This window comes from Gandjariella thermophila (assembly GCF_005405885.1).
Taxonomy (GTDB): Bacteria; Actinomycetota; Actinomycetes; order Mycobacteriales; family Pseudonocardiaceae; genus Gandjariella; species Gandjariella thermophila.
In genome coordinates this window covers 96460-116442 of sequence record NZ_BJFL01000014.1, presented here as the reverse complement: position 1 = coordinate 116442, position 19983 = coordinate 96460, and the positions used below count along the sequence as shown (strand labels likewise).

The 19983-nt window shown below is 73.2% G+C and carries 15 protein-coding genes; 11 read left to right on the top strand and 4 right to left on the bottom strand.

Features of this window, described 5'->3' with window-relative positions:
* Positions 1-98: 98 nt before the first annotated feature.
* The 4 genes from fdhD to FFT21_RS15390 form a co-directional block, all read right to left on the bottom strand.
* Positions 99-947 (bottom strand): formate dehydrogenase accessory sulfurtransferase FdhD, encoded by an 849-nt coding sequence (gene fdhD / locus FFT21_RS15405; RefSeq protein ID WP_137814558.1) that lies wholly within the window; start codon positions 945-947, stop codon positions 99-101.
* 27 nt (positions 948-974) lie between these two features.
* Positions 975-3284 (bottom strand): FdhF/YdeP family oxidoreductase, encoded by a 2310-nt coding sequence (locus FFT21_RS15400; protein WP_137814557.1) that lies wholly within the window; start codon positions 3282-3284, stop codon positions 975-977.
* Positions 3285-3653: 369 nt separating this feature from the next.
* Positions 3654-6197: a valine--tRNA ligase gene (gene valS, locus FFT21_RS15395; RefSeq protein ID WP_137814556.1), complete on the bottom strand. Its 2544-nt coding sequence runs from the start codon at positions 6195-6197 to the stop codon at positions 3654-3656.
* Positions 6198-6367: 170 nt separating this feature from the next.
* The gene (locus tag FFT21_RS15390; protein WP_192909553.1) at positions 6368-10078 is read right to left on the bottom strand and encodes an nSTAND1 domain-containing NTPase; all 3711 of its coding nucleotides are present in this window, start codon (positions 10076-10078) and stop codon (positions 6368-6370) included.
* A 304-nt stretch (positions 10079-10382) separates the two neighbouring features.
* Here FFT21_RS15390 and folC point away from each other — a divergent pair, with 304 nt between their 5' ends.
* From folC to FFT21_RS15335, 11 genes are all read left to right on the top strand, one after another.
* A complete protein-coding gene (gene folC, locus FFT21_RS15385; protein WP_307722937.1) occupies positions 10383-11762 on the top strand; it encodes a bifunctional tetrahydrofolate synthase/dihydrofolate synthase in 1380 nt (459 codons plus the stop codon).
* A 32-nt stretch (positions 11763-11794) separates the two neighbouring features.
* The gene (locus tag FFT21_RS15380) at positions 11795-12199 is read left to right on the top strand and encodes a DUF4233 domain-containing protein (RefSeq protein ID WP_137814553.1); all 405 of its coding nucleotides are present in this window, start codon (positions 11795-11797) and stop codon (positions 12197-12199) included.
* Between the two features lie 114 nt (positions 12200-12313).
* Positions 12314-12541, top strand: a complete 228-nt coding sequence (locus FFT21_RS15375) for an AbrB/MazE/SpoVT family DNA-binding domain-containing protein (RefSeq protein WP_137814552.1) — start codon at positions 12314-12316, stop codon at positions 12539-12541.
* The gene (locus tag FFT21_RS15370) at positions 12531-12956 is read left to right on the top strand and encodes a type II toxin-antitoxin system VapC family toxin (RefSeq protein ID WP_137814551.1); all 426 of its coding nucleotides are present in this window, start codon (positions 12531-12533) and stop codon (positions 12954-12956) included. Before FFT21_RS15375 ends, FFT21_RS15370 begins: the two co-directional genes overlap by 11 nt.
* Before the next feature lie 160 nt (positions 12957-13116).
* A complete protein-coding gene (gene ndk / locus FFT21_RS15365) occupies positions 13117-13527 on the top strand; it encodes a nucleoside-diphosphate kinase (protein ID WP_137814550.1) in 411 nt (136 codons plus the stop codon).
* Between the two features lie 220 nt (positions 13528-13747).
* Positions 13748-14305 (top strand): GNAT family N-acetyltransferase, encoded by a 558-nt coding sequence (locus FFT21_RS15360; RefSeq protein WP_137814549.1) that lies wholly within the window; start codon positions 13748-13750, stop codon positions 14303-14305.
* Between the two features lie 104 nt (positions 14306-14409).
* Entirely contained in the window at positions 14410-15342 is a 933-nt protein-coding gene (locus tag FFT21_RS15355) for an ABC transporter ATP-binding protein (protein WP_225978433.1), read from the top strand.
* A gap of 10 nt (positions 15343-15352) precedes the next feature.
* Complete coding sequence (locus tag FFT21_RS15350) at positions 15353-16162, top strand: ABC transporter permease (protein ID WP_137814547.1); 810 nt, start codon at positions 15353-15355, stop codon at positions 16160-16162.
* Between the two features lie 11 nt (positions 16163-16173).
* Positions 16174-17031: an ABC transporter permease gene (locus tag FFT21_RS15345; protein ID WP_137814546.1), complete on the top strand. Its 858-nt coding sequence runs from the start codon at positions 16174-16176 to the stop codon at positions 17029-17031.
* Between the two features lie 388 nt (positions 17032-17419).
* Complete coding sequence (locus FFT21_RS15340) at positions 17420-17881, top strand: hypothetical protein (RefSeq protein ID WP_137814545.1); 462 nt, start codon at positions 17420-17422, stop codon at positions 17879-17881.
* A 49-nt stretch (positions 17882-17930) separates the two neighbouring features.
* A complete protein-coding gene (locus FFT21_RS15335; RefSeq protein WP_137814544.1) occupies positions 17931-19892 on the top strand; it encodes a TIGR03960 family B12-binding radical SAM protein in 1962 nt (653 codons plus the stop codon).
* The last annotated feature ends 91 nt before the right edge of the window (positions 19893-19983 follow it).

Genomic DNA, 19983 nt, shown 5'->3' with positions numbered 1-19983 from the left:
GGCCGCTCGCCGGTTCACAAGCGCGGGGGACGGAACGTGGCCATGTCGACATCGTTTGATCACGCCACGTGACCGCGTGGGTCCACGTCCGTAACGATTCAGCGGCGCGCGGCGGCGGGCACCTCGCGGAGCACCCGCTCCGCGCCGGTGTAGACGTTCATCGACTCGCCGCGCAGGAAGCCGACCAGGGTCATGCCCTGTTCCTCGGCGAGCTCGGCGGCGAGCGAGGACGGCGCGGACACCGCGGCGAGCACCGGGATGCCGGCCATCGCCGCCTTCTGCACCAGCTCGAACGACGCCCGGCCGGAGACCAGCAGCACGCATCCGGCCAGCGGCACCCGGCCGGCGAGCAGCGCCCAGCCGAGCACCTTGTCCACCGCGTTGTGCCGGCCGACGTCCTCCCGCACCGCCAGCAGCTCGCCGGACGCGGTGAACAGGCCGGCGCCGTGCAGCCCGCCGGTGGCGTCGAACACCCGCTGGGCGCGCCGCAGCCGGCCGGGCAGCTCGGACAGCACCCGCATCGGCACCCGGCAGCCGTCCCCGGCGGGGGAGTAGCGGGTGCGCAGCTTCACGGCGTCCAGCGCGGCCTTGCCGCACACCCCGCACGAGGACGTGGTGTAGAAGTTGCGCTCCACCCCGGTGTCCGGCGGCGGGATGTGCCGGCCAAGCTGGACGTCCAGCACGTTGTAGGTGTTCTGGCCGTCCGGGCCGGTTCCGGCGCAGTAGCGGGCGCTCAGCACGTCGTCCGCGCCGCCGATCACGCCCTCGGTGAGCAGGAACCCGTGCGCCAGCTCGACGTCCTGGCCCGGCGTGCGCATGGTCACCGCGAGCGGGGTGCCACCCACCCGCAGCTCCAGCGGCTCCTCCGCGGCCAGCGCGTCCGGACGCCGCCGCTCCAGCTCGGGGGAGAGCTTGAGCACCGGACGCCGCACCGTCACCCGACCCATGCCACCAGCCTCCCGGAACCGCACGTGTCACGCATGCGCGGGCTCCAGCCGCACCACGATCGACTTCGAGGTGGGCGTGTTGGAGGTCGCGGCGGTCGAGTCGAGCGGGATCAGCGGGTTGGCCTCCGGGAAGTAGGTGGCCGCGCAGCCGCGCGCGGTGGGGTAGCCGACCACCCGGAAGTCCTTGACCCGGCGCTCGACCGTGCCGGTCGGGTCCTCCGGCCACTCGCTGACCAGGTCCACCCTGGACCCGTCGCCGATGCCCAGGGCGGCCAGGTCGTCCGGGTGGACGAACACCACCCGCCGGCCGTCCCGCACGCCGCGGTAACGGTCGTCCAGCCCGTAGATCGTGGTGTTGTACTGGTCGTGGCTGCGCAGCGACTGCAGCAGCAGCCGGCCCTCCGGCACCCGCGGCACGTGGAGTGCGTTGACGGTGAGGTTCGCCCTGCCGGTGGCGGTGGGGAAGGTGCGCGCGTCCCTCGGCGGGTGCGGCAGCACGAACCCGTCCGGCTGGCGGACCTTGCGGTTGTAGTCGTCGCAGCCCGGCACCACTCGGGCGATCCGCTCCCGGATGGCGTCGTAGTCGCGCTCGAACTCGGCCCACGGCACGGGGTGGTCGTCGCCGAGCAGCGCGCGGGCCAGGCCGCAGACGATGGCTACCTCGGAACGCAGGTGCTCGCTGGCCGGCTCGAGCCGGCCGCGCGAGGCGTGCACCACGGACATCGAGTCTTCGACGGTGACGAACTGCTCGCCGGCGGCCTGCAGGTCCCGCTCGGTGCGGCCCAGGGTGGGCAGGATCAGCGCGGTGCGGCCGGGCACCACGTGCGAGCGGTTCAGCTTGGTGGACACGTGCACGGTGAGCTCGCAGGAGCGCAGCGCCCGCTCGGTGAGTTCGGTGTCCGGGGTGGCGGAGACGAAGTTGCCGCCGAGCGCGAAGAACACCCTGACCCGACCGTCCCGCATGGCGCGCAGCGTGTTCACCGTGTCGTAGCCGTGGTGGCGCGGAGTGCTGATGCCGAACTCGGCGTCCAGCGCGGCCAGGAACGGTTCGGGCGCCTTCTCCCAGATGCCCATGGTGCGGTCGCCCTGCACGTTGGAATGGCCGCGCACCGGGCACACCCCGGCACCCGGCTTGCCGATCATGCCGCGCAGCAGTAGCACGTTGCACACCTCGCGGATGGTGGCCACCGCGTGCGGATGCTGGGTCAGCCCCATCGCCCAGCAGACGATGGTCCGCTCCGACTCGGCGAACATCCGGGCCACCCTGGCGATCTGCTCGCGCGGCAACCCGGTCGCGCTGTCCACTTCGGACCAATCGAGGTTGCCGACGTGCTCGGCGTACGCCTCGAAGCCGTGGGTGTGCGTCTCGACGAACTCCGCGTCCACCGCGCTGCCCGGGTTCTCGTCCTCGGCGGCCAGCAGCAGGTTGCCCAGCGCCTGGAACAACGCCATGTCGCCGCCGAGACGGATCTGGCAGAACTCGTCCGCCAGCGGCGTGCCGCGGCCGAGCACGCCGCGCAGGTTCTGCGGGTTGCGGAACCGCATCAGCCCGGCCTCGGGCAGCGGGTTGACCGCGACGATCCGCGCGCCGTTCCGCTTGGCCCGCTCCAGCGCCGACAGCATCCTCGGGTGGTTGGTGCCCGGGTTCTGGCCGACGACCACGATCAGGTCGGCGTGGTCGAAGTCGGCCAGACTCACCGATCCCTTGCCGACGCCGATGACCTCCTTCAGCGCCGCGCCGGAGGACTCGTGGCACATGTTCGAGCAGTCCGGCAGGTTGTTCGTGCCGAACGAGCGGGCCAGCAACTGGTAGCAGAACGCGGCCTCGTTGCTGGTGCGGCCGGAGGTGTAGAACGCGGCTTCGTCCGGTGTGGACAGTCCGCGCAGCGCGTCGGCGACCAGCGCGAACGCCTCGTCCCAGGAGATCGGCGTGTAGTGGGTGGCCTCCGGGCGCAGCACCATCGGCCGGGTGAGCCGGCCCTGCTGGCCCAGCCAGTAGTCGCTGCGCTGGGCCAGTTCCTCGACCGGATGGGCGGCGAAGAACTCCGGCCCGACGCGGCGCAGCGTGGCCTCCTCGGCCACCGCCTTGGCGCCGTTCTCGCAGAACTCGGCCACCTTGCGGTGGCCGTGCGGCTCGGGCCAGGCGCAGCCCGGGCAGTCGAACCCGTCCCGCTGGTTGACCAGCCGCAGGGTGCGCACCGACCGGCCCAACCCCATCTGCGCCAGCCCGTGCTGCGCCGACACGAGCACCCCGGTCACCCCGGCGGCCCAGTCCTTGGGCTTGTCGATGTCCAGTCGCGTCTCGTCGACGTCCTGCTGCGGCGCCTCGCGGGTCATGGATACATCCTCCGCCGGGCGGCCGCCGTTCACCAAGCCCCGCCGGTCAGGCGACTGTCCGCGTCCCTCGCCCGCCGGACGCCCGAGGCGGTCGGCGCACGCCGCGGCGGGACGTCATCGGTGGCCGGGCGCTGGCCCGCGGGGATGTGCTGCCGACGCGCCCCCGCGCTCAGGCCCGCCGGCAGCACGCGATCGCCGCACCTGACGTGGGGCGAGGTCACGACGTTGTGCTGCGGGAACGCAGCGACCCCAGGACGCAATTGTGAGCTGTGCCACAGACTTTCGGGTAGCGGCCGTCCGGGGGAGGGCGGCCGCCACCCGCGTTCGCGGCACCGGTCTGAGACGGTTGGCGCCGCGGGCGCCCACGGATCAGGCGTCCGCGAGGCTGACCTCGATGCGCAACTCGTGGTCGTCGTCCGGGGTCAGCTCCAGCGACTCGACGTTGCCCGCGGCCCGCAGGTCGCCGGAGATCGTCTCGATGGTGCGCAGCTCACCGCGCGGTCCGACCACGCGCACCGACTCGACCGGGGCGCGCATCGACCGCTTGGCGTCCGACTTGGCCTTGCGGATGGCGCTGATCGTGCTGCTGGCCAGCGAGATGACCCGCGCGTCACCCTCGGCGGCGCCGGGAGTGGGCCACGGGCTGGTGTGCACCGAGTCGTCGTGCCACCACGACCACGCCTCCTCCGCGCTGTACGGCAGGAACGGCGCGAGCAGCCGCAGCAGCGTGGACAGCGCGGTGCGCAGCGCCAGCCGCGCCGACTCGGTGGCCGGCCCGCCCGCCTCGTCGTAGGCGCGCTGCTTGACCAGCTCGACGTAGTCGTCGCAGAAGAACCAGAAGAACCGCTCGATGCGCTCCAGCGCGCTGGTGTACTCGAACGCCTCCAGCGCCTCTGTGGCCTGCCGCACCACGTCGTCCAGCGCGGCCAGCATCGCCCGGTCCAGCGCCTCGGTGCACGCCGCGCCGCCGGCCGGCCGGGGGAAGCCGAGCACGAACTTGCTGGCGTTGAGCAGCTTGGTGGCCAGCCGCCGGCCGATCTTCATCTGGCCCTGGTCGAACGCGGTGTCCGTGCCGGGCCGCCCGTTCGCCGCCCAGTAGCGCACCGCGTCCGGGCTGAACTGCTCGAGCAGGTCGATCGGGGTGACCACGTTTCCCTTCGACTTGCTCATCTTCTTGCGGTCCGGGTCCAGGATCCAGCCGGACAGCGTGGCGTGCCTCCAGGGCAGCGTGTGCCCGTCCAGTTCGGCGCGCAGCACCGTGGCGAACAGCCAGGTGCGGATGATGTCGTGCGCCTGGGGACGCATGTCCATCGGGAAGGTCTGCGCGTACAGCTCCGGGTCCGTCTCCCAGCCGCAGGCGATCTGCGGGGTGAGCGAGGATGTCGCCCAGGTGTCCATCACGTCCGGGTCGCCGACGAACCCGCCCGGCCGGCCGCGCTGGTCCTCGGCGTAGCCCGGCGGAGTGTCCGAGGACGGGTCGATGGGCAGCGCGTCCTCGCTGGGCAGGATGGGCGCGTCGTAGCGCGGCTCGCCTGCCTCGTCCAGGGGGTACCACACCGGGAACGGCACGCCGAAGAACCGCTGCCGGCTGATCAGCCAGTCGCCGTTGAGACCGCGCACCCAGTCGTCGTAGCGGGCCTTCATGTAGGACGGGTGCCAGTTCAGCTCGGCGCCGCGCTCCAGCAGCACGTCCTGGTGCGCGATCGAGCGGATGAACCACTGCCGGCTGGACACGATCTCCAGCGGCTTGTCGCCCTTCTCGTAGAACTTCACCGGGCGCACGGTCTTCCGTGGTTCGCCGTCCAGATCGCCGGACTCGCGCAGCATGGCCACGATGCGCTCCCGCGCGGTGTGCACGGTCGCGCCGGCCAGTTCCGCGTACGCCTTGCGGCCCTCCGGATCGTCCAAACCGGACGGTGGGTCGGCGAGGATGCGGCCGTCGCGGCCGATGACGGTGCGGGTGGGCAGCTTCAGCTCCCGCCACCACTGCACGTCGGTGAGGTCACCGAAGGTGCAGCACATGGCGATGCCGGCGCCCCGCTCCGGCTCGGCCGCCGGGTGCGCCAGCACCGGGATCTCCACCCCGAAGATCGGCGAGCGCACCGTGCCGCCGAACAGGCCCTGGTAGCGCTCGTCGTCCGGGTGCGCGATCAGCGCGACACACGCCGGGATCAGCTCGGGCCGGGTGGTCTCGATGTGGATCGGCTGCCCGCCCGGGCCGTGGAAGGCCACCCGGTGCCACGCGCCGGCGTGGTCCCGGTCCTCCAGTTCGGCCTGGGCCACCGCGGTGCGGAACCCGACGTCCCACAGCACGGGCGCCTCCGCCTGGTACGCCTCGCCGGCGCGCAGCAGCCGGAGGAAGGAGGTCTGCGACACCCGCTGGGCGTGCCGGCCGATGGTGGTGTACGTCATCGACCAGTCCACCGACAGGCCGAGCTTGCGCCAGGTCTCCTCGAACGCCTTCTCGTCCTGCGCGGTCAACTGCTCGCACAGCTCGACGAAGTTGCGCCGGGAGATGCTCTGCACTCCCCGGTCGCCCTTCTTGCCCACCGGCTCCGGCGCGCGGAAATCCGGGTCGTAGGGCTTGCTGGGCTCGCAGCGGACCCCGTAGTAGTTCTGCACCCGCCGCTCGGTGGGCAGGCCGTTGTCGTCCCACCCCATCGGGTAGAACACGTGCTTGCCGCGCATCCGCTGGAACCGCGCGATGATGTCGGTGTGGGTGTAGGAGAAGACGTGGCCGACGTGCAGCGACCCGCTGACGGTCGGCGGCGGCGTGTCGATGGAGAATACCGCCGCACGGTCACCGGGGGCGTGGAACCGGTAGACACCGGCCCGCTCCCACCGGTCAGCCCACTTCGCGTCCAGGCCGTCCAGCGACGGCCGGTCGGGCACGTTCGGCGTGGTCTCGGACACGCGCTCGCCACCTCATCCAGCTTCTACCGCGGTTGATGCACCAGACTCCACGCGAGCCCATCACCGCCCCCGTACGTGGCTCGCCTGGCCTGCAAGATTAGCGTAACGGGCGGTTCACACCCTTTTCCGGGCACTGGCCTGCGCCGCCGGTTTCCGGGTCGATTCGGAAATCATCCGCATGCGGGCTGGTAGGGGACGTCGGGGAGAAGCTGGTCCCAGCGCGCCCGGTCGGGGCGACCGAGGATGCGGCAGGCCCAGGTGGTGACGCGTTCCGGGCTGGGGTCCCAGAGCCGGATCGTGTCGTCCTCGCTGGCGGTGACCAGCATGCTGCCGGTGGAGTCGAAGGCCACCGCGCGGATCGGGCCGGTGTGCCCGGTGAGCGTGGCCGGCTCGCGGTGCCGGGTGATCCGCCACAGGTTCGCGGTCCGGTCCGCACCCGCGGTGGCCAGCAGGTGCCCGTTCGGGCTGAACGCCATGGCGTAGACCGGTGCGGAGTGACCGACCAGGGTGGCCAGCCGCCGCTGCCGGACCATGTCCCACAGCGTGATCGCCCGGTCGTCGCCCGCGCTGGCCAGCAGGTCGCCCTCCGGGCTCCAGGCGATCGCGCGCACCGCGCCGGGCCGGCCGAGTGCGCCGAGTTCGCGGCGCCCTTCGGCGTCCCACAGCCGCACCGTGCCGTCCTGGCCGCCGGTGGCCAGCGTCTCGCCGTCCGGGCTGAACGCCGCCGCGTACACCGGGCCGGCATGGCCGGTCAGGGTGGCGAGCAGGCGGTGGGTGGCCACGTCCCAGAGGCGGGCGGTGCCGTCGTCGCCGCCGGTGGCCAGCAGCCGGCCGTCCGGGCTGAACGCCACGGCCCGCACCGGGCCGGCGTGCCCGGTGAGGGTGGCCACCGGGGCGCGGCTGGCCACGTCCCACAGCCGGGCGGTGCCGTCGTCGCCCGCGCTGGCCAGCAGCCGGCCGTCGCCGCTCGCCGACACCGCGCGGACCGGTGCGGTGTGCCCGATCAGCACCGCCGCCTGCCTGCGGTCGGTGACGTTCCACAGCCGTAACGCGCCGTCGTCGCCGGCGGTGGCCAGGCCGCGGCCGCCGGGCAGGAAGGTCGCCGCGAACACCGCCGAGCTGGGGTGGGCCACCAGCAGGGAGGCCCGCAGGTCCCACAGCACCGCGGTGCCGTCGCTGCTGGTGGTGGCCAGCAGCGGGCCGTCGGGAGCGAACGCGGCCATGTGCACCGCGCTGGTGTGGCCGGCCAGCGTGACCAACTGGTGCCGGCTGGCCACGTCCCACACCCGCGCGGTCTGGTCGTCGCCGGCGGTGGCCAGGGTGGTGCCGTCCGGGCTCCACGCCACGCTCCACACCGTGCCGGTGTGCCCGGTAAGGTTGGCCAGCGGCGTCCGGGTGGCAACGTCCCACAGCCGCACCGCGCCGTCGCCGCCCGCGCTGGCCAGGGTCCGCCCGTCCGGGCTCCACGCCACCCCGTACACCGCGGCGGGGTGGCCGACCAGCGAGGCGATCTCGCCGCGACCGGCCACGTCCCACAGCCGCACCGTGCGGTCAGCGCCGGCGGTGGCCAGGGTGCGCCCGTCCGGGCTCCACGCCACCGCCTCGACCGCGTCCGCGTGCCCCACCAGCGCGCCGAGCAGGCGATGCGCGGTGACGTCCCACAGCCGCACCACGCGGTCCTCGCCGCTCACGGCGAGGGCGCGGCCGTCGGGGCGCCACGCCACGCCGGTCATCCGGCTGGCCGCCCCGGGCAGGGTGTCCACCTGCCGCCGGCTGGCCACCTCCCACAGCCGCACGGTGTGGTCCGCGCCGAGGCTGGCCAGCAGGTGCCCGTCGGGTGAGAACGCGACGCCGACCACGGCGTCGGTGTGCCCGGTGAAGTCGCCGACCTGCCGCCGCTGCACCACGTCCCACAGCCGCACGGTGTGGTCGGCGCTGGCGGTGGCCAGCAGCCCACCGTCCGGGCTGAACGCCGCCCCGTACACCGGCCCCTGGTGCCCGGCCAGCCGGCCGGCGAACAGCCGGGCCTGGGTGGACAGCAGCGCGCCCCTGGCCTCCCGGGTGGGCGCCTGGTGGTAGGCCTCGACGGCGAGCAGCATCGCCGCGTCCGGCTGGCCGGCCAGCATGCTCGCCTCGGCCGCCAGCTCACCAGACAGCGCGAGCCGCCGCTGGTCCAGCGCGCGTTGCCGGTGCCGCAGCGCCAGCGCGCCGGCGAGCAGCGCGAGCACCAGCAGCGTCGCCAGGGCCGCCACCAGCCGCCGCCACAGCCGGTCCCGCCCCTGTCCGCCGCCGCGCCATCCGCGCTCCCGCCGCAGGCTCGCGTCCAGGAACTCCCGCTCGGCCGGCGGCAGCACGTCCGCCGCCGTCCCCTCCCGGGCGGTGGCCAGGCGGGCGCCCCGGTAGAGCAGGTCGGGATCGCGGCCGTGGGCGTGCCACTCGACCGCGTCCCTGGCCAGCCGGCGGCGGGCCAGGCGGCCGGCGCGGTCGTCCTCGATCCAGTCCCGCAGCCGGGGCCAGCCGCGCAGCACCGCGTCGTGGGTGATCTCCACCTCGCCGCCGGACACGGTCACCAGGCCCGCCGAGACCAGCGCGGCCAGCACGCCGCCGAACCGCTCCAGGTCCCCGCGCGGGACCCGGCGGCGCACCGGGTCGCCGTCCTCGGGTACCGCGACCAACTGTGTCATCAGCTCGCGGACCAGCGGGCGCTCGGCGGTGGCGAGCCCGGCGTAGGCGGTCTCCGCGGTGCTGGCCAGCGCGCCGGGAACCCCGCCGGCGTCCTGGTAGCCGGCCATGGTCAGCCGGCGGCCGTCCCGCCGCTGCCAGGACGCCCACAACGCGTGGGAGAGCGGCGGCAGGGCGTCCGGCGGGTGGCCGTCCTCGCCGAGGTCGGCGAGGATCAGCTCGACCAGGCCGGGCTCCAGTTCCAGGCCGGCCAGCCGGGCCGGCTCGACGATCGCCGAGCGCAGCTCCGCGGTACTCATCGGGCCGAGCGGAAGGTGCCCCTGCTGCAGCGCGGCCACCAGCGGCGGGTGGGCCAGGCAGGAGGCGTAGTGGTCGGCCCGGACGCCGAGCACCACCAGCGCCGGCGGGTCGTCGTGCCGGGAGATGCCGGTACCGGCGGCCGCGCACAGGCTGGTCACGAAGGTCCGCCGCGCGCCATCGTCCGCGCACAGCGTGAAGACCTCCTCGAACTGGTCGACGACCAGCACCAGGCGGCTGCCGGCCGGAGCCGGCCCGGTCGGGCGGTCGCGCAGCACGGCGGCGAACCGCTGCGGCCCCGCGGCGAGTTCCGCCAGCACGTCCGGCACCGAGGAGCCGGTGGCTTCGGCCACCCGCCCGGCGAGTTCGGTGACCGGGTGGGCGGTCGGGGTGAACGCGACCACCGGCCACTCGGCGGAGCCGGGCGCCGGCAGCGAACCGCGGGTCAGCGCGGGCAGCAGGCCGGCGTGCAGCAGAGAGGTCTTGCCGGCCCCGGAAGGGGCCACCACGGCGAGCGGGCCACCGCGCTGCACCCGGTCGGCCAGCCGGGCCACCAGCGTGGCGGTGGCGCGTTCGCGGCCGAAGAACCACCGGGCGTCCGCCGCCCCGTACGGGGCTAAGCCGCGATACGGGCAGGCGTCCACGGGCGGCACCGGCCGGTCGCCGACCCGCGGCCGGGGCACCACGTCGACCAGCGCGAGCAGGCTGCCGCCCGCGCCGAGCGCGGCGTCGCAGCGGCGGGCCACGTCCATGGTGACCGGCTTGTCCCCGTTCTCGATCTTGCTCAGGTAGCCCTTGCTGTAGTGCACCAGCCGGGACAGCCCGGCCAGCGACACCCCGCGTTGCGCGCGCAGCCGGCGCAGCTCGCTGCCGAACGGCACCCGCGCGGTGCTTTCGGTCATGTGGCCCTCCCTTCCGCGAGTTCGCGCGCGACCGCGATCGCGTCCTCCAGGCGCACCAGTTGGTTGCCGCGGCTTGAGGCACGCATCAGGGAGCCCCCGACCATCTCCGCCCGCGCGCCTCCGACCCCCGAAACGCTCGGGAAACAACGGTGTGTAGTGAGACGTTACGGTATGTGGTAGCGGCTGAACCCGCTGGTCGCCGGAGTGGGTGACCATGCCTGACCTGGGTGGCGGGAGCGGGAGAACGGCCGGCCGTAGACTCGCAAGCCGACGAAAGGTGTCGACGCGGAGAGGGAGTTCGAGCGTGCCGAGTACCGATCCCGCTGCGCTGGCGGCGCTGCGGGCGGTCGAGTCCGAGCTGGACACCCGCTGGCCCGAGAACAAGATCGTCAAGGGGCTGGACCGGATCTCCGCGCTCGTCCACCTGCTGGGCGACCCGCAGCGGACCTACCCGGTGCTGCACATCGCGGGCACCAACGGCAAGACGTCCACCTCGCGCATGCTGGACGCCCTGCTCACCCGGCTCGGCCTGCGCACCGGCCGGTACACCAGCCCCCACCTGCAGTTGGCCACCGAGCGGATCAGCGTGGACGGCGGCCCGATCAGCCCGGAGCTGTACGTGTCCACCTACCGCGAGGTCGAACCGTACGTGTCCATGTTGGACGATCGGGAGCGGGCCGAGGGGCGGCCGCCGCTGACCAAGTTCGAGGTGCTCACCGCGATGGCGTTCGCCGCGTTCGCGGACGCCCCGGTGGAGGCCGCCGTGGTCGAGGTGGGCATGGGCGGATCGTGGGACACCACCAACGTCGCGGACGGCCGGGTGGCGGTGATCTGCCCGATCGGCGTCGACCACGTCGAGTTCCTCGGCTCCGACATCGCCGGTATCGCCGGGGAGAAGGCCGGGATCATCAAGCCGGGCGCGATCGCGGTGATGGGCGAGCAGGTCCCGGAGGCCGCCCGGGTGGTGCTGGAGCGCTGCGCGGACGTGGACGCGACGGTGGCCAGGCAGGGCTCCGAGTTCGGCGTGCTGGAGCGGGAGATCGCGGTCGGCGGCCAGCGGCTCGCGCTGCAGGGCCTCGGCGGCGTCTACGACGAGATCTTCCTGCCGCTGCACGGCGCGCACCAGGCGCGCAACGCCTCGCTGGCACTGGCCGCCGCCGAGGCGTTCTTCGGCGCCGGCGCGCAGAAGCAGCTGGCCATCGACCCGGTGCGCGAGGCGTTCGCCTCGGTGACCACGCCTGGCCGGCTGGAACGGGTCCGTTCCGCGCCGACCGTGCTGGTGGACGCCGCGCACAACGAGCACGGCGCGCGCGCCCTCGCCACCGCGTTGCAGGACGAGTTCCACTTCCGCCGGCTGGTCGGCGTGGTCGGCGTGCTGGCCGGCAAGGACGCCCGGGGCATCCTGGCCGCGCTGGAGCCGGTGGTCGCGGAGATCGTGCTCACCACGAACTCCTCGCCCCGCGCGCTGGACCCGGACGAGCTGGCCGGCATCGCCAAGGAGGTCGTCGGGGAGGACCGGATCGTGGTGGAACCGCGGCTGGCCGACGCCATCGAGACCGCGGTGCACCTCGCCGAGCGGACCGAGGACCCGGAGGAGCCGGTGGCCGGCGCCGGCGTCGTGGTGACCGGGTCGGTGGTGACCGCGGGCGACGCCCGCGCCCTGTTCGGCAAGGAACCGGAGTGACCCCGGTGGAGCCGCGGAACGAAGGAGCCGGCATGACCGATGGACCGGAGCGGCCCGCGGCGCCGCGGCGCGATCCGTGGCGGAGCTTCCGCGCGGTGCAGTCCGGCATCCTGGTGATCGAGGCGATCGTGGTGGCGCTGGCCCTGCTGGTCGTGGCCCGGCTCGGCGGGGGGCTGGGCAGCGTGGCTGGCGGTGTGGTGCTGGCGCTGGTCGCCGCCCTGCTGGTCACCTCGGGCCTGGTGCGGTTCCGCTGGGGGCTGTGGGTGGCGGTGGCGCTGCAGGTCGCGCTGATCGGCTGCGTGGTGCTGCAGACCGCGCTCGGGTTCATCGGGGTGGTGTTCGCCCTGGTCTGGGGGTACGTGCTGTGGGTGCGCCGGGACGTCGCTCGCCGCTTGGCCGCAGGCCGCCTGCCCGGCCAGCAGCCGCCTGCTTCCTGACCGCCTGACCACGGCGGCGGTCACGCGCCCGTCGCCGCGAACCTCGGTGTCCTTCGCGGCCGGCTCACCGAGAGCAGGTGGTGGTAATACTTGGACTGGTATTACTCTCCTGGTATGCGGCTCACCAGCAAGGGGCAGGTCACCATCCCGCTCGACGTCCGGCGACGCCTCGACCTTCATCCCGGCGACGAGGTCGAGTTCGTGGTGACGGACGACGGGGTCCGCGTGGTCAAGTCCGACAGTGCACCAAGCCGCGGGTCCCGCATCGTCGAACGGTTGCGCGGGCGGGGCGACGTCCATCTGACCACTGACGAGATCATGGCGCTCACCCGTGGCGAGTGAGTCGGCGCCAAGCGGGGCCACCCTGGTCGACGCCAACGTGCTGCTCGACGTGCTCACCGAGGACGAGAAATGGGCCACCTGGTCGGCCGACACGCTGCGGAGGGCCGCCGAAGAGGGTCCGCTGGTCATCAACCCGGTCGTCTACGCCGAGGTCTCCGTGCGATTCTCGCGGATCGAGGAACTGGACGACGCCCTGCCGGCAGAGGACTTTGTCCGCGTGCCGCTGCCGTGGGCAGCCGCCTTCCTTGCCGGCAAGTGCTTCCTGGAATACCGCAGGCGGGGTGGCGCGAAGCGCTCTCCGTTGCCCGACTTCTTCATCGGAGCGCACGCCGCGGTGTCCCGGATGCGCCTGCTGACCAGGGACGCCGCCCGGTATCGGAGCTACTTTCCCACGGTGGCCCTGCTGGCTCCGTGAGCCGAGGCGCGGGAGGCGCTCACCCGAGGGTGGACTGCCGCACACGGTCGTGGGTAGGGCCGCTACGCTGCGCTGGAGCGCCGCCGAGGCGCCGGCATCGACGGTGACGCGGCCGAGCGCCCGCACCGAGCACAGGAGTCGCAGAAGGAGATTGACGGCCGTGAGCGAGCGCACCCTGGTCCTGGTCAAGCCGGACGGCGTCGGCCGAGGACTGGTCGGCGAGGTCATTTCCCGGATCGAGCGCAAGGGGCTCAAGCTGGTCGCACTGGAGTTGCGCCACGTGGACCGGGCGCTCGCCGAGCAGCACTACGCCGAGCACGACGGCAAGCCCTTCTTCAACGACCTGCTGGAGTTCATCACCTCCGGCCCGGTGGTGGCCGCCGTGGTCGAGGGGCCCCGGGCGATCGCGGCGTTCCGGCAGATCGCCGGCGGCACCGACCCGGTGGAGAAGGCCGCCCCGGGAAGCATCCGCGGCGACTACGGCCTCGAGGTGCAGTACAACCTGGTGCACGGCTCGGACTCCGCCGAGTCCGCCGGCCGGGAGATCAAGCTCTGGTTCCCCGACCTCTGACAGCCTGTTCCGGAACCGGACCGACCCTGCGATGACGAGTGTGGGAACGCGCCAGGGCGAAGCCCCGCGATCGCGGGGGCGGGGTGCCTGGTCAGGCACGACCGGAGTGCCGGGTCCCGATCGCGCCCCGGCGACGCGATCGCGGCGCGCGTTCAGGAACAAGCACTGACCGGGCCGCCGGTCGGTGACTCGCACACATCCGAAGAGGGCACCAGGGACAGTGACTGATCCCGCGCAACCCGCCCAGGCCGAGGTGGTCGGCGGACCGGTGCGTGTCAAGGCCGTCACCTCCGGCCTGATCGACGCGTTCGCCGATCTCTGGCTGCGCGTGTCCCGGGCGGGCGGCGCGGTGGACTTCACCCCGGACGTCGACCCCGCCGAGGTGCGGGCCGCCGCGATGTTCGCCGCTGCCGAGGCGAGCGACCCCCGGTCGACCATGCTCGTCGTGTGGCGCGGCACGGACCTGGTCGGCGTGGCGTTCCTGGAGCGCGGCGCCCGGCGGATGACCGAGCACAGCGGCCGGGTGGTGCGGTTGATGGTGGATCCGGACCTGCAGGGCAGGGGCTGGGGCGCGCGGCTGCTGGACGCCTGCGTGGAGCAGGCCAGGGAGCAGGGCATCGAGCGCCTGTTCCTGTCCGCGCGGGACGGCACCGGCCTGCCCGAGTACTACCGGCGGCGTGGCTGGCGGGAGGTCGGCCGGTTACCCAGGGCGATCCGGGTGGCACCGGGCGACGAGCGGGACGAGGTCTGGTTCCACCGCGAGATCCAACCGGGCTGACGACCCGTGGCCGCGCGCGGTGCCGCCACGGGACGTCGCCGGACGGGGGTGAGCCGGCCGATAATGCGCTGCCGCTGTCGGTGGTGGCGGCTACCGTCCGGGACGTGACCGACGTCTGCCCCCTGGTGAAGGCTGCCGGACTGGTGAAGCGGTTCGGCCCGGTGGAGGCCGTGCGCGGGATCGACGTCGAGGTGCGCCGGGGCGAGGCGTTCGGCTTCCTCGGCCCCAACGGCGCCGGCAAGTCGTCCACCATGCGGATGATCGGCTGCGTGTCGCCCCGCTCCGGCGGCGAGCTGACCGTGCTGGGCATGGACCCGGACACCGACGGCGCCCGCATCCGCGCCCGGCTCGGCGTGGTGCCCCAGGAGGACAACCTGGACACCGAGTTGACCGTGCGGCAGAACCTACAGGTCTACGGCCGGTACTTCGGCCTGTCCCGGGCGCACCTGCGGGCGAAGGCCGCCGAACTGCTGGAGTTCGCCCAGCTCACCGACCGGGCCGACGACGAGGTCGACCCGCTCTCCGGCGGCATGAAGCGCCGGCTGACCATCGCCCGCTCGCTGGTCAACGACCCGGACCTGCTGCTGCTCGACGAGCCGACCACCGGGCTCGACCCGCAGGCCAGGCACCTGCTCTGGGACCGGCTGTTCCGGCTCAAGCAGTCCGGCGTCACGCTGATCATCACCACCCACTACATGGACGAGGCCGAGCAACTGTGCGACCGGCTGGTGGTGATGAACGAGGGCCGGATCGCGGCCGAGGGTTCGCCGGCCGAGCTGATCTCCCGCTACTCCACCCGGGAGGTGCTGGAACTGCGCTTCCCGCCGGGCGAGCAACCCCCGGTGGAGCCGTTCATGGACGGCATGGCCGAGCGGGTGGAGGCCCTGCCGGACCGGCTGCTGTTCTACACCGCGGACGGCGAGGCCACCCTCGCCGCCGCGCACGGCAAGGGCCTGCGGCCGGTGTCCACACTGGTCCGCCGCAGCACCCTGGAGGACGTGTTCCTGCACCTCACCGGCCGCAGCCTGGTCGAATAGGGAGTTCCGGATGGTGGTCGAACTGGCCCCGGCCGGCCGCGCGCCGAGCGGGTCGCGCGCCGCGCTGCTCGTGGTGGAGGGGCTGTGGACGTGGTACCGCCGCAACTGGCGGGCCACCGTGGTGTCCAGCGTGTTGCAGCCGGTGCTCTACCTGCTTGCCATGGGTCTCGGCTTCGGCTCCCAGGTGCCGCCGAGCGAGGCCACCGGCGGGCAGCCGTACCTGGTGTACCTGGCCCCCGGGCTGCTGGTCGCGGCGGCGGTGCAGAACGCCGCTTTCGAGTCCACCTACCCGGTGCTGTCCTCGTTCAAGTGGCAGAAGACGTACTGGGGGATCATCGCGACCCCGATCGGCACCGGCGAGCTGGTGTCCGGCCAGCTCCTCTGGATCGCGGTGCGGCTGGCCGTCTCCGGCGCGGTCTACCTGGCGGTCGCCGCCGTGTTCGGCGCGCTGACCGGGCCCGGGGTGCTGCTGTCACTACTGTTCGCGGTGCTCACCGGGATGGCGTTCAGCGCACCCATCGTCGCGTACTCGGCCTCGGTGAACGACGAGGGCGACTCGTTCAGCACGCTGTTCCGGTTCGTGCTGCTGCCCATGTGGCTGCTCGGCGGCACGTTCTTCCCGATCAGCCAGCTCCCGGCGTGGCTGCGGCCGGTGGCCTGGCTGACCCCGATCTGGCACGGCACCGAACTGGCCAGGGGTGCGGCGTTCGGCACGTGGCTGCCGCTGCCCAGCCTGGGCCACGTGGCATACCTGGCGGTGCTGGTCACCACCGGGGTGCTGCTCGCCCGGTGGCGGTTCCGGCGACGGCTGACACGGTGAGGAGGGCGACGGTGGCACGGGACCTTGCCGAGGCGGCGCGGGCGGCGCGGACTCCGGCACCACCGCGGCGTGCCCTGCTGCTCCGGGTGCTGCCCACCGGCCTGTACGCCGGCCGGGCACGGGTGCTGCTGGAACGCTCCGCGCTGGCCAACCGCAGGGCGTGGCTGACCCTGCTCGGCGGGTTCTTCGAGCCGCTGTTCTTCCTGTTCGCTCTGGGCGTCGGCTTCGGAAGGCTGGTCAGCCAGGTCACCGGCCCGGACGGGCACCCGATGAGCTACGTCGCGTTCGTCGCGCCCGCGCTGCTGGCCGCGTCCGCGATGAACGGCGCGGTGTACGACGCCACGTTCAACATCTTCTTCAAGTACAGGTACGCCAAGCTCTACGACGCGATGCTGGCGACCCCGCTCGGCCCGGTGGACATCGCGGTCGGCGAGATCTCCTGGGCGTTGCTGCGCGGCGGCACCTACGCCGCCGGCTTCCTGCTGGTGATGGCGGGCGGCGGGCTGATCTCCTCGCCGTGGGGGCTGCTCGCGCTGCCGGTGGCGCTGCTGGAGGCGTTCGCGTTCGCCGCGGTCGGCATGGCCGCCACCTCCTACATGCGCTCCTGGCAGGACTTCGACCTGGTGCAGCTCGCGCTGATCCCGATGTTCCTGTTCTCCACCACGTTCTTCCCGCTGTCGGTGTTCCCGAGGCCGCTGCAACTGGTCGTGGAGTGCTTCCCGCTGTACCACGCCGTCGAGATGCTGCGCGGCCTCACCACGGGCTGGGTGACTCCCGCGATGCTCGGCCATGCCGCCTACTTCGCCGTCATGGCCGTCGCCGGTTCGGTGGTCGCCGCCCACCGCTTCGGCCGGCTGCTGCTGCGCTGACCGCGGGCGGGTTTCCGGTCATCCGCCGCGGTGGTGACCTTCGTCCGCTTCGACCGGCGGTCGACGCCGCCATCCACCTCGGTGCCGACGGCGCGTACGGAGTCGGTGAGGACGCCGCCACCGGCAGGCAGTCCGAGCAGCAGCGCCGCGAGACCGAGGAACGCGGCTTCTCCTGGTAGCGCGAGCGGAAGGAAGCAGCGTGGGGTCGCCCAAGCTGGACGGGGTCCTGGCGATCCGCCACTCGTGGTGCCGCCCGGACGAGCCGATCCTGGTGTGTGTCCCGCACCCGCCGCGCCGGCGGGGCCGGTGCCGGCGGTGCGCGCGCCCGAGCCGGCGTGGCCGCTGCCCACCGTCTCGCGGTCAGCGAGGGCCGCTTCTGGAACGACGAGTGGGCGCACGACCCGGCGGTGTGGGGGCGGGCCACGCGCGGCACCCGGAGCAGGCCGCCGCGCGCTGCGCCGACCACCTCGTCCTCGGCGGTGCCGAGACCTGGTTGCTGCTGACCACCCGGCGGGTCGCCGTGGTCGTCGAGAGCGCCCACCTGGCGGCCGCCGAAGCGCCTGCCGCCGAAGCCGCCGGGGAGCTCGGCAGGGCCCGCTCACTGGCCCGGAACGTGCAGGACCGGTTCGACACCGCCGCGGACGCGGCGACCGGCCCGCTGGCCGGCTTGCGGGAGGCGCCGATCGACCAGGTCCGGGAGGTGCGCGCGGTACCGCGCGGCCGCACGCCGGTGCCGGAGTGGTTCGTCCGGATCGGGTTCGCCGACGGCTCCGCGGTCGGGTTCCGCGACGGCATGGCCGGGCAGGCGGTGCGGACCGTGCACGCCAACCTGCCCGTCCTGGCAGGCTGAGCCGCGCCCGGCCGGTGCCCGCCGGGAGCTGCCGTTACCCTGGATCGTCGTGAGCGTCGAGTCCGTTTTCCCCCAGTTGGAGCCCCTGCTGCCGAGGGTGTCCAAGCCGGTGCAGTACGTCGGCGGGGAGCTGAACGCCACCGTCAAGGACTGGGACGCCACCAGCGTGCGGTGGGCGCTGATGTACCCGGACGCGTACGAGGTCGGCCTGCCCAACCAGGGCGTGATGATCCTCTACGAGATCCTCAACGAGCAGCCCGACGTGCTGGCCGAGCGCACCTACGCGGTGTGGCCGGACCTCGAGGCGCTGATGCGTGAGCACGGCATCCCACAGTTCACTGTGGACGGTCACCGTCCGGTCGGGGCGTTCGACCTGCTGGGCGTCAGCTTCGCCACCGAACTCGGCTACACCAACCTGCTCGGCGCGCTGGACCTCGCCGGCATTCCGCTGCACGCCACGGACCGCACCGACGAGCATCCGGTCGTCATCGCCGGCGGGCACGCCGCGTTCAACCCGGAGCCGATCGCCGATTTCCTGGACGCCGCCGTCCTCGGCGACGGCGAGGAGGCCGTGCTGGAGATCACCGCCATCGTCCGGGACTGGAAGGCCGAGGGCCGCCCCGGCGGCCGGGACGAGCTACTCGCCCGGCTGGCCGAGACCGGCGGTGTGTACGTGCCGAGGTTCTACGACGTCGAGTACCTGCCCGACGGCCGCATCCAGCGGGTGGTGCCCAACCGGGACCGGGTGCCGTACCGGGTGTTCAAGCGCACTACCATGGACCTCGACGACTGGCCGTACCCCAAGCAACCGCTGGTGCCGCTGGCGGAGAGCGTGCACGAGCGGATGAGCGTGGAGATCTTCCGCGGCTGCACCCGGGGCTGCCGGTTCTGCCAGGCCGGCATGATCACCCGGCCGGTGCGCGAGCGGTCCCTCGACGGCATCGGCGAGATGGTCCAGAAAGGACTCGAGGCGAGCGGGTTCGAGGAGGTCGGCCTGCTGTCGCTGTCCAGCGCGGACCACTCCGAGATCGGCGAGATCACCAGGGGACTGGCTGACCGGTACGAGGGCACCAACACCAGCCTCAGCCTGCCCAGCACCCGGGTGGACGCGTTCAACGTGGACCTGGCCAACGAGCTGTCCCGCAACGGCCGCCGGTCCGGGCTCACCTTCGCCCCGGAGGGCGGCAGCGAGCGGATCCGTCGCGTGATCAACAAGATGGTCAGCGAGGAGGACCTGATCCGCACCGTCACCACCGCATACTCCAGCGGCTGGCGGCAGGTGAAGCTGTACTTCATGTGCGGGCTGCCCACCGAGACCGACGAGGACGTGCTGCAGATCGCCCGCATGGCGCAGGAGGTGATCCGGGCGGGCCGGGAGGCCACCGGCCGCAAGGACATCCGGTGCACCATCTCGATCGGCGCGTTCGTGCCCAAGCCGCACACCCCGTTCCAGTGGGCCGCCCAGGCCGACCCGGAGACGGTGGACAACCGGCTGCGCAAGCTGAGGGCGGCGGTCAACGCCGACCGGAGCCTGGGCCGCAACATCGGCATGCGCTACCACGACGGCAAGCCCAGTCTGATCGAGGGCCTGCTGTCCCGCGGCGACCGCCGGGTCGGCCGGGTGATCGAGCGGGTGTGGCGCGACGGCGGCCGGTTTGACGGGTGGAGCGAGTACTTCTCCTTCCAGCGCTGGGTGGACGCCTGCGCGGCGGAGTTGGAACCGCTGGGCGTGAGCCTGGACTGGTTCACCACCCGGGAACGGGACGAGACCGAGGTGCTGCCCTGGGACCACCTGGACTCGGGCCTGGACAAGGAGTGGCTCTGGGCCGACTGGCAGGACGCCCTGGACGAGCGCGAGCAGGACGACTGCCGGTGGACGCCGTGCTTCGACTGCGGGGTGTGCCCGTCGATGGGCACCGACATCCAGGTCGGCCCGAGCGGCACCGCGCTGCTGCCGATCACCCCGGTGGGCAAGGGGTCTCCGGTGCGCAACCCGGCGCTGCGAAGCTGAACCCTCAGGGCCTGCTCTGAGAACGCTGCGCCGTGATGGTGTCGCCGGGGCTCGCCGGTGACCGCGCACGCCCCGGCTTGTCCTGGTGGCT